This window comes from Bradyrhizobium sp. P2_E8, from assembly GCF_056403875.1.
Genome location: NZ_JBFUES010001153.1, coordinates 1 through 2,161 on the forward strand (window position 1 = coordinate 1; position 2,161 = coordinate 2,161).

Here is a 2,161-nt window from a genome sequence, read left to right on the forward strand (position 1 = left end):
CCGTTGAACTACGGAGATGAGGGGCTCAGGCGGAGTGAAAGCTCATTTCGCCTGCCGTGCCGCCCGGATCTCGACGAACTCGGCGTCGGGATGCGTGACGATGGTGGTGAACATGATGCCGCTGATGATCAGCGACCAGGCGGTGTCCCAATAAATCCAAAACACGTGCCAGCCTCCGTTTTGGCGTCCTCCGCCCGCGAGATCAGGGGTAACGGCGGGAGGGGGGCTGCCGTTCCTAGCGATCAGGTGGCCGGGCCTGCGGCCTGAGATTGAGCAGACGAAACGCAGCGCCGTTCAAGTTTGTCGGAGAGACCTTGCGATCGGTTTAACCGGTGTGGCGCTTTGCCACGACATCTTCATCCCGCGGGCCCTTTCATCCCCTTGGGCTGTGAACGAGTTCATAGAGTGGTCGCCGTTTGCAGTGCACGATGGCCGCGCGCCCCCAACTTTCGACGGACGGATTTGGCCTGATGCGCAAACGACTCATCGCCTGGACCATCCTGACCTCGGCATTGCTCGCGGTCGTCGTGTGGACCGTGCTCGGACCGCCCGACCATCCGGCCGGCCCGAATCTGCACTTCCGCAACCTGACGGCCGCGGTGCGGTAGCCGCCTTCGGCGCAGCGCAACCGATACAATTTCGGCATCGATCGATCTCATTTGGAATTTGGTGCGGCGAGGCGCCTGCCGCTATCCTCTGCGACAAAACGACAAGGCCGCACCGGCCCCGAGGAGAACGCCCATGCCGAGACCGACAGGCTGCATCGCATCCATAACGCCCCGCGCTGCGATCGCCACCACCCTCGCCTTCCTTGCCCTCATTTCAGGAGTTCGCGCCGGCATGGCCGAGACCTTCGCCTATGTCGGCAATGCCGACAGCAACGACATCAGCGTGTTCAAGCTGTCCGAAAGCGGCGAGATGACACCGGTGCAGACCGCCGCCTTCACGAGCGTCGAGAAGCCGGGCTCCTCGACGCCGCTCGCGATCACACCCGACCACCGCGTGCTGATTGCCGGAATCCGCTCGCAGCCATTCCAGGCGGTGAGTTTTGCGATCGACCCCAAGACGGGCCAGCTCAGCCCTATCGGCAACGGTCCGCTCGCCGACAGCATGGCGTACATCGCAACCGACCGCGGCGGCAAGGTCCTGTTCAGCGCCTCCTACGGCGGCAACAAGGTCGCGCTGAATCCGCTTTCCGCGAACGGCGTCGTGGGCGAGCCGAAACAGGTGATCCCGACCGGGCTGAACGCGCACGCCTTCCTGCCCTCGCCCGACAACCGCTTCGTGTTCGCGACCAATCTCGGCTCCGACCAGGTGCTGAGCTTCGCGTTCGACGCCACGGCGGGCACGCTGACGCCGAGCGATCCGCCAGCCTACAAGGTGCCGGAAAAATCAGGGCCGCGGCACTTCGTGTTCCACCCGGGCGGCAAGTTCGTCTACCTCATCCACGAGCTGAACGGCGATGTCGCAGCGTTCACCTATGAGGCCAAGAGCGGCGCATGGAACGAGATCCAGCGCACCACCGCACTGCCGGAGGGATTTAATGGGAAACCCTGGGCCGCCGACATCCACATCACCCCGGACGGACGCTTCCTCTACGCCTCCGAGCGCACGACCAATACGCTCACCGCCTACAAGGTTGATGCGACCAGCGGCAAGCTGACCACGGTCGGCAGCGTGCCGACCGAGAAGCAGCCGCGCGGCTTCAATATCGATCCGTCCAGCCGCTACCTCGCCGCGGTCGGCGAGCTGTCCGACGGCATGACGGTCTATGCCATCGACCAGAGCAGCGGCGCACTCAGCAAGCTGAAATCCTACCCCACCGGCAAGAAGCCGAACTGGGTGGAGTTCCTGAGCCTGCCGTGAGGGGACCGCGGCCGACCTAAGTAATCATCCGTAATTTCAAAGTCCGGGCCTTGGCATCATATGACGGGGATGGACCGTCATATTGTCTTCAAGTGCCCCCAGACCGGCATGAACGTGCAGCATCGGCTTGGCGACGAGCCGGCCGATCGCACGCACGTTTCCGTGCCCTGCCCGGCCTGTACGCGGCTGCATCTGATCGACCGTTCCTCCGGCAAGCTGCTCGGAGATCGCCGAAGCTGACCGGCCGCTCGCAGGCGGACCGTTGCATCCCATCTCGAACCACAAGCCGTGCGGC

Annotated in this window: 4 protein-coding genes; 2 read left to right on the plus strand and 2 right to left on the minus strand. The window is 64.1% G+C overall.

The features are described 5' to 3' along the window. Window positions 1-42: 42 nt before the first annotated feature. Window positions 43-165, minus strand: coding sequence for a hypothetical protein (locus AC1D00_RS37955; RefSeq protein ID WP_256374887.1), 123 nt, complete (start codon window positions 163-165; stop codon window positions 43-45). Between the two features lie 305 nt (window positions 166-470). Here AC1D00_RS37955 and AC1D00_RS37960 point away from each other — a divergent pair, with 305 nt between their 5' ends. Both AC1D00_RS37960 and AC1D00_RS37965 read left to right on the plus strand, forming a co-directional pair. Further along, the gene (locus AC1D00_RS37960) at window positions 471-608 is read left to right on the plus strand and encodes a hypothetical protein (RefSeq protein WP_209312137.1); all 138 of its coding nucleotides are present in this window, start codon (window positions 471-473) and stop codon (window positions 606-608) included. Window positions 609-741: 133 nt separating this feature from the next. Continuing rightward, window positions 742-1,866 (plus strand): lactonase family protein, encoded by a 1,125-nt coding sequence (locus tag AC1D00_RS37965; protein WP_477014203.1) that lies wholly within the window; start codon window positions 742-744, stop codon window positions 1,864-1,866. A gap of 36 nt (window positions 1,867-1,902) precedes the next feature. On the opposite strand, the gene AC1D00_RS37970 is transcribed toward AC1D00_RS37965, so the two are convergent. Continuing rightward, on the minus strand, window positions 1,903-2,161 hold a 259-nt coding region (locus AC1D00_RS37970; RefSeq protein ID WP_477014204.1), incomplete at its 5' end, for a hypothetical protein.

What these genes read in the sequence shown, in the direction of transcription:
- AC1D00_RS37960 (WP_209312137.1), top strand. Translation starts at nt 471, where the DNA reads ATGCGCAAACGACTCATCGCCTGGACCATCCTGACCTCGGCATTGCTC.
- AC1D00_RS37965 (WP_477014203.1), top strand. Translation starts at nt 742, where the DNA reads ATGCCGAGACCGACAGGCTGCATCGCATCCATAACGCCCCGCGCTGCG.